Consider the following 8,292-nt stretch of genomic DNA (forward strand, 5'->3'; position numbering starts at 1 on the left):
GGGATGACGAATCTTGAAAATTTATATCATCAATAATTCACATACTGCTCTTCAAAACTGCCATCAGCATGTAAATCGACCAGTCCATAGCCTGGGGCGGTTTCTCTCCTGTTGCCTTCCCACCAAGCGCCTGATACAGCACCGTTACAAAGATAGGTAACACCGTTGTAAACCACTTTATCACGCATGTGCAAGTGGCCACTTAAACACAGTTTTACATTAGGATGTTGATAAAAAAGATTAATAATTTTGCTCGTATCGGTATGCATATCACCACCCAACATGGTCCATTTGTTTACAATATCATCTTCTATCATTAAAAGCGCGGTAAGGATTGGAATGTGCGACATTACCATTACGGGCATTTCAGCACTTGTTGTTTCGAGTTCGTTTTTTAACCATGTTAACTGCTCATCGCCCAATTTTCCAATATACCAGGTATTGTCAATATCCAGGTGGGTACTATCCAGCACAATAATCTTCCATCCGTTCTGCATTAAACTATAATAAGGCTTAACCAGCTGCAATTTATCTATGGCATATTTCTTCCCGTAAAAAACATCGCCCCTGGTGTTTTCATTCCACCAGATATCGTGATTGCCCAAACAGTAATGCACAGGAAGGTTACATTCGTTCTTCATCGTCTCGTTTACCAGTTTCCATTGATCATTAATGGTATTGATGTTTTCTTTGTTCATATCAAAAACGACATCTCCTCCATTTAGAACCAGGTCTATCTTGGGCGATTGCGACTGTAAATGGTGCAGACATTTAACAAACCTGGCGGGCGCATTGAATTGATTTTTAAGATGCACATCAGTGATGTGTGCCACTCTTAGCACCGTTTTTTTATCGGCTGACGAAGAAAATGCAGGTAGGGTTGGCAGTAAAAACAGGCCACCTATATTCTTAAGTGCGGATCTTCTTTCCATAACATTCTTTTTATTGTTTCAAAATTAGCACTGCCACGTTGCTTTAACGTTAAGAAAAAAGCGGTGCTGTGGTATACAGACACCGCCTTGCAGATTTTTGGTATTTTAAAGATTTATCGAGTTTTCTTTAAACGATAAGCTTCGATGATTTTATAAAAAATCTGATGATTAGGATATACCCCGATAAAGGCATCCGAACCAGGACCGTAAGCAAATACAGGCACCATGATATTGGTATGGTCATCTGTACTGAAATTGCCACGAACGGTTCCTTTTCTATAAGAGGCATCCAGAAGCGACAGTCCTCCGGTTTCGTGATCGGCAGTTACGATTACCAACGTTTCGCCATCCTGGTCGGCAAACCTTAAGGCTTCACCCACCAAACGGTCAAAATCTTGTTGTTCGGTTACCGCGAAAGGCAAATCGTTTGCGTGTCCGCCATGATCAATCTGTGCCCCTTCTGCCATGATGAAAAATCCTTTTTTATTTTTCGAGAGCAGTTCAACCGTTTTTAAGAACGAAATCTTCAGCATTTMTCCCCGGCCATCCAATACTTTCCGCGTAGCAGAATCGTCTAAAAGTACCACTTGCTTATCTGCATTTGAGGCAGCAAAACTTTTTAGGTCTTTCTGTAGTGTATAACCCTTGGCCGAGATTTTATCCATCAATTTTTGATCTGGATTCTCGGTAAAACTTTTGCGTTTCGAACCAACCAGAACATCAACATGTCCGTTCTGAAAATCGGCGGCAATTTCCTTCGTCATAGATCGTTCAAGCTGATGAGCATAAAATGCTGCAGGAGTAGCATCGGTAATATCACCACTGCTGATGATCCCGCTTGTAAGACCGTAAGGGGCCAAAATATCAGGAATAGACTGAAGTGCTTTACCTGTAGAATCGACGCTGATGTAACGGTTATTGGTTTTATGTCCTGTAGCCATAGCCGTTGCACCTGCTGCAGAATCAGTAAAATCTGAATTGGAAGCTTCGGTGCGCGAAAGGCCAAGATGTTTAATCGTGATGATGTTGGATTGACCAAAATTAGCACTCAAACCTGCCTGAATCTGTGCCAGTCCCATTCCATCCCCTATTAAAAGAATTACATTTTTGGCTTTGGTTTTTAATCCGTCGCTTTTGTAAGTTGGCTGATAAGGTGTATAAGCCTTCGGGTTGCTGTACTCGAGCTTAGCCCTGTTCTGGTAAAAATCTTTTAGCAATGCGGGATGATCCGTTCCGATCCAATCAACCCCCATATGTTCCAGTTCTTTCCAGCTGTTCGGACTATCTTTAGTTGCCCAAAAACGGAAAGGTTTACCCAGTGCATGTACTTTGGCAATTACCGCTTTCATTTTTTCTAAATCGGTTGGTGTTGGGGTACCTTTTCCATTCCATACCGAATAATGAGAAATATCATCACTAATCATCCCAATGTGCTCTAACTGATCACTTGTGTATTGATTTGCGGGACGGCCATCGAAACTAATGAGTGACGGATAATTCTTAAACTTTTCGGCAGGCGGAACAGCCCCACTCATTACAATTTTAATGGCTGAAGGATTGATCTGTTGATCGAAAACAGATTCATTACCTTTTAAATCGGCCAATAATTTCGGGATCACGTGTTCATAATCCTCCTTTATATCGATAACCAGCTGAAGTTTTTGTTTCGGATCAGCATAAGGATGATTGGCATGATCTTTAAAAAACGCCACCAATGGATCGATATATAATTTTTTCAATGTTTTGCCTGAGGTGATTTCGCTGCTTTCGTGGGCAACAAACAATTCTCCGTTACGGTAAAACACATCTGCCTCTATAGATCCCATGCCAGCATAATAGGCCTCCAACAAAGGAATCTGCTGCTTATAATCATTATGGCTGTGTCCATTAGCGGCATTCAGTTTCTGCTGAGCAGAAACTGAATGTACACCTAAAGCCAATAATAAAAAGAGGATCAGTTTATTCGATTTTACCATCCTGGATTTTGTTTAATTACACCTGCACTGTTATCAATTTCTCTCTGTGGTACGGCCCAAACATCATGTACCTGTGGATTGAAAGTTCTTGCAGGCCAAATTACGCTCCCATCAAAATCGTGTAATGGTTTGGCATAAGTTACCTGAGCATCACCCCATCTTACTAAATCGCGGTGACGGTCGGCCCATTCTCCTGCAAGTTCGTTACGGCGTTCGCGTTTAAGGTCGTCGATAGTCATTCCTGTTTTGGTACCTAAACCTGCGCGTAGCCTGATTTTGTTCAGTTCGGTATCGCCTGCCCCTGCACCGCTAAGGTTAATTGCGGCTTCAGCTTTGATCAGTAACACTTCAGCATAACGCATTAAAGGCACATTTAAATCTGTTGTGCCATTATCTCCGTTCGGATTAACATGCGTTGGAATTGGATTAGCATATGAAAACGGCTCCATATATTTTTTAAACTGGTAGTTTGAAGTTGCTCCTCCATCTTTGGTAAAGCTGCGCTCAGCACCAAAGAACATAAATTTATCGCCAGGTTTTAAAATGGTGGCTTCACGGCGCTGATCGCCAGTTTCGTAAGAATCGTAAAGTTCTTTGGTTGGCAGGTAATAACCCCATCCGTTATAAATTCCCCAGGCTTTATTGGTTAACATTACGCCCGGAAGTTTACTTCCCCAGCCGGTGCCACCACCACTTGGCGTACACACCACCGACCAAATGTATTCTTTTGACCAGTTGTTGGCTGCTTTAAATACATCCGCAAAACCTGTATTTACTAAATCGTGTTGCCCTGAAGTGATGACCATATCAGCATACTTAGCGGCATTGGCATAATCTTTTTTGTACAGGTACACTTTAGAGAGGTATGCCCAGGCAGCTGTTTTATGTGCTTTACCGTAATCTGCTGGTTTCATTGCCGAAAACAGGGGAAGGTTATCAGCTGCTTTTAATAAAAGTGAAATGATATAATCGTAGTTTTCATTTACATTTTTTGCACGGGCAATAGGCTGAGCGGGATCGCTTTCCGGCGTTACGATCGGTACCCCTGCTTTATCGTTACCGTAATTGGCGGCCAACTGGAAGTAAACCAGTCCGGCATTAAAATAAGCATCACCAATAATCTGTTTTTTCAAGGTCTCATCCATTGCGATGGCCGGCACATTGTTAATAATATCGTTAGCCCGTTTGATAATGGCATAACGCATGCTCCATTGGGTTTCGGTATAACCTCCACCAACATAGGTACGGTTAAAATTTTTGATATTATCGGCCTCTGGCTTGTTACGTCCGGTAACCATATCATCGCTGGCATTGATAAACCAGAACATCCCACGACCATAAAAGTCTTCTGCATTGTAATTTTCATACATCCCAGCTTCTGCTTTTATGGCATCTTCTTTGGTTTTCCAGAAATTTTGAGCCGATGGAGATCCTTCAGGTACAATATCAAGCTCTTTTGTACATGAAGAGAAAAAAGCAAGGGCGGCAAATGCCATATATTTTAAATTCGTTTTCATTGTTGTTTTGTGATTATAGATTTACGCTTAAACCAAGAATAAAGCTTCTGGCCTGAGGATAACGGCCAACATCCACTCCATTGTTGTCCATTCCGATTTCGGGATCAAAGCCTGAGTATTTGGTAATGGTAAAAAGATTGTTTGCCGTAGCATAAACCCTTACCGCACCTGTTTTTAATTTATTGGCGATTGATTTTGGTAAACTGTAACCCAGGGTAACGTTACGGATGCGCAGGTAAGAACCATCTTCGATATAAAAATCGGAAGCATTAAAGTTCCCATTGGCATCACTTGTTGAAACAATCGGCACTTTACCACCGGGATTCTCTGGCGACCAGGCATCTAGGATACCCACCAGTTTGTTGTAAGATGGCCCACTAGCACTATAAGTAGTACGCTTTACCGCATTAAACAATTTATTCCCCTGTACGCCTTGCGCAAAAATATTGAAATCGAAATTTTTATAACTTGCATTAAAGCTCAATCCGTAAGAGAAATCAGGATAAGCRCTGCCAGCGAAATAACGGTCTTTACCATCAATAGATCCGTCGCCGTTGATATCAACAAATTTAAAATCACCTGCTTTCGCATTCGGTTGAATCTTAGTCCCCTTGGTATTTTTATAATTATCAGCTTCTGCCTGGCTCTGAAAAATGCCGTCGGTTTTTAACACGTAGTAACTGTACAAAGGTTGGCCAACCCGAATGGTAAGCGGCGCAAGTTCATTCCGGAAGTTGGTACCCACAGCAATGTTTTCCAATCCCGGTGCCAGTTCCTGTACTTTGTTGTTAATTTTGGTTAAAGTAGCGTTTACGGTATAAGTAAATGCTGCATTTTTATCGCTATTATAAGTTAAACCCAGTTCTATACCTTTATCTTTTACAATACCAGCATTTATGGTCTGCGTATTTAAACCTGCTGTCCCTGGTAGCGACCTGGTTAAGATCATCTTATTGGTTTCTTTGATAAAATAATCAGCATTAAGGCTTAATCTGTTGAGAACTGTCATATCAAGACCAAAGTTCGTTTGCTTTGATTCTGCCCATGTTAAATCTTTATTGGCTAAAACATTCTGTACATAACCATTCTGTAAAGTTGGTGTTTGCCCGAAATAACTTTGAGTAGCACTTAACAATGGATTTACAGCAGAGGCATTAAGCGATCCTAAATTACCCAATATGCCGTAACTGCCCCTTAGTTTCAGTTCATTTAACCAGGTTGCATCTTTAAGAAAATCTTCTTTGCTTACCACCCAACCGAGGGAAGCTGACCCGTAGTTTTTCGTCCTGTTATTTTTACTTAACAGCGATGATCCATCACGACGGCCGATTAGCGACAATAAATATTTCTCTTTGTAATTATAATTGGCCCTTAAAAATAATGAAGAAAGTGCCTGTTCATACATCGCGCTAACCGACGGCTGAATAACTGTTGCGTTAACCAGGTATCTGTATTGAGGCGATTCGTCGTCAAAACCTGCTCCTGAAGCTGACAAGCTATTGCTTTTAGTTTTCTGGAAAGAATAACCACCGGTAAGATCTAGTTGGTGATTACCAAAGGTTGCTTTATAACTTAAAACCTGCTCAGCAAGAAAATCATTGGCACGGCTGCTGCTTTCCTGTAAACCATTGCTCAATACTGGTTTTCCTACCTCTGGCCTTTTTGGCGTAAAGCTTTTAAATGCAGCATCGGTTTTAGTAATGCTTAAGTTAGATCTAAAGGTTAAACCTTTGGCCAGTTTAACGTTGGCATAAGGATTAACCACAAGCACATTTACAGGATTGTTTATATCAATACGTTGCAGATCGGCAACTGGATTAACAATATCACCATAATCGCCAGCATACTGTCCGCCTGGTAAACCGGCAAAACTGCCGTCGGCATTATATGGCGTTCCGTTGGTTGGATAATAGATAGCCGATAGTAAGGCACCAGTATAATCGCTGCTGGTATTTGCACCATTACCATTGGTACTGCTATACGAAAGGTTTTCGCCAACTTTTAACCAATTGGTTACTTCGTGCTCGGTATTGATCCTGAAGTTATAGCGCTTAGTTTTGGTATTTAACACAATGCCTTCTGCATTACGGTAATTGAAACTTAGGTAATAATTAGATTTTTCGCTACCACCGTTTATTGCGGCATTGTAATCCTGTAACAATCCATCTCTAAAAACCTCGTCCATCCAGTTGGTGCGTGTAATCTGTCCATCAGGATATTTCGAAATATCAAAAGCTGGTAATATGGTTGTACCACCGTTTTTGGCAGCAGTTGCGGCCACCTGCGCGCGTTGCTGAGCGTTTAATGGCTCCAATTTCTTCCATGCGCTTTGTTGCCCAAGTTTGGCATCGAAACTAATCTGCATTTTACCGCTCTTTCCTTTTTTAGTTGTGACCAATACCACACCGCCTGATGCCCTGGCGCCGTAAATTGCCGCAGATGCATCTTTTAATACCGAAATAGATTCGATATCGTTAGGATTAAGCTGTGGTGTACCTGAAAATATAGACCCATCGATCACATACAATACATTTTCTCCGTTAATCCCTCCCGCACCGCGGATATTAATGCGTGGAGCAGAAGTTGGATCACCACCCTCGTTAGTTACAATTACACCTGGCGATTTTCCAGCCAATACCTCTCCTACACTATTTAATGAGCGCGAAGAAAGTTTATCCAGCCCAACAATGCTGATTGCGCCTGTTAAGGTTTCTTTCTTCTGTGTTCCATAACCTACTACCACCACATCGGCAAGCATCGAACGTTCTTCGCTCAACACCATATTAATGATTTGGTTTTCACTCACTTTTACTTCTTTGGTACGGTAACCGATCATAGAGAACGATAACACCGCGTCAGCGCCTACTTCAACGCGGTAAGCACCGTTTCCATCGGTTACAGTGCCGCTTTGCGTGCCCAGTACCTTCACCGAAACACCGGGAAGCACTAAACCTGTTGAATCGCGCACAATCCCGGTGATAACCCGGTCTGGTTTATTCTGAACGGCGTTGTTTAAAATTACATATTCACCTTTTTCTAAAACCTGTAATCCAAGCTTATCCAATAGTGACCTTACAGGCTCTGTGGTAAAATCGCCACTTACAAACATGTTTTTTTGTTGCAGCTGATCTGGATTGTAAACAAAGCTAAGTCCGGTGCGCGACTCGATTTCTTTGATAATTTCGGTCATCTTACGGCCTTTATTAATCGTAATACTGACTGTAGTTTTCTCTAACTTTTGTGCCATACCAGCCGAGGCCAGGATTGAGCTGCAAAATATGCAGAGAATTGAAAATGTTAAACATGCGTATTTCATGATCTTATAAAGAGCTGATGTCCTCTTAGCGGAGGTTGGTTTCATTTGTTTGATTTGTTTTTTAAAGCTTTTAATTACCCTGGCCCTTTGGCCGGAAAGAAAGATTACGGTGGCCAGTCTAACTGGCACCGCTAAGTATTTCTATATTACCTGCTCATCTCATCTGTATATATTAAATGTTTTATGATTTTTTGATCCGTTGAATTTTAGGTGGTGCAGGCTGCAGATGATATCCAAAATCTCTTCAGGCGATTGTTTGCTACTGAAAGAAGCAGTGGTTTTAAGTTTGGCCAAAGCACTGTCATTCAGCAAAATTTTAATGCTGTAGGCATATTGGAGTTTGCTGATTACCTGTTCTAAACTTGCTCCGTCAAAAGCAAGTTCGATATAGGTCGCAGATTTATTTTTGCCAATGTCAGCTCGACCGGCAGTTTTATCATAGATTAAAAACTCATCTTTAATCAATGTGCCCAGATTTACTTTTTTGTTGCTTACGGCAACCTTTCCGGTAATTACGGCAACTTCGATGTGTTTGCTGGCCTGATACGACT

The 8,292-nt window shown here is 41.5% G+C and carries 5 protein-coding genes; all 5 read right to left on the reverse strand.

All coding sequences use genetic code 11. The features are described from left to right. Nucleotides 1–29: 29 nt before the first annotated feature. Entirely contained in the window at nucleotides 30–932 is a 903-nt protein-coding gene (locus AC1DPQ_RS10575; RefSeq protein WP_477609176.1) for a metallophosphoesterase family protein, read from the reverse strand. A 113-nt stretch (nucleotides 933–1,045) separates the two neighbouring features. Then, nucleotides 1,046–2,908: an alkaline phosphatase gene (locus tag AC1DPQ_RS10580; protein ID WP_477609178.1), complete on the reverse strand. Its 1,863-nt coding sequence runs from the start codon at nucleotides 2,906–2,908 to the stop codon at nucleotides 1,046–1,048. Beyond that, complete coding sequence (locus tag AC1DPQ_RS10585) at nucleotides 2,902–4,425, reverse strand: RagB/SusD family nutrient uptake outer membrane protein (RefSeq protein ID WP_477584559.1); 1,524 nt, start codon at nucleotides 4,423–4,425, stop codon at nucleotides 2,902–2,904. Before AC1DPQ_RS10585 ends, AC1DPQ_RS10580 begins: the two co-directional genes overlap by 7 nt. A 13-nt stretch (nucleotides 4,426–4,438) precedes the next feature. Next, nucleotides 4,439–7,672, reverse strand: a complete 3,234-nt coding sequence (locus AC1DPQ_RS10590; protein WP_477609180.1) for a SusC/RagA family TonB-linked outer membrane protein — start codon at nucleotides 7,670–7,672, stop codon at nucleotides 4,439–4,441. Nucleotides 7,673–7,900: 228 nt separating this feature from the next. Beyond that, on the reverse strand, nucleotides 7,901–8,292 hold a 392-nt coding region (locus AC1DPQ_RS10595), incomplete at its 5' end, for a DUF4974 domain-containing protein (protein WP_477609182.1).

Source organism: Pedobacter sp. 01T416_2, assembly GCF_056398925.1.

Coding starts and splice junctions, on each gene's coding strand:
- AC1DPQ_RS10585 (WP_477584559.1), bottom strand. CDS start 4,425: ATGAAAACGAATTTAAAATATATGGCATTTGCCGCCCTTGCTTTTTTC.
- AC1DPQ_RS10575 (WP_477609176.1), bottom strand. CDS start 932: ATGGAAAGAAGATCCGCACTTAAGAATATAGGTGGCCTGTTTTTACTG.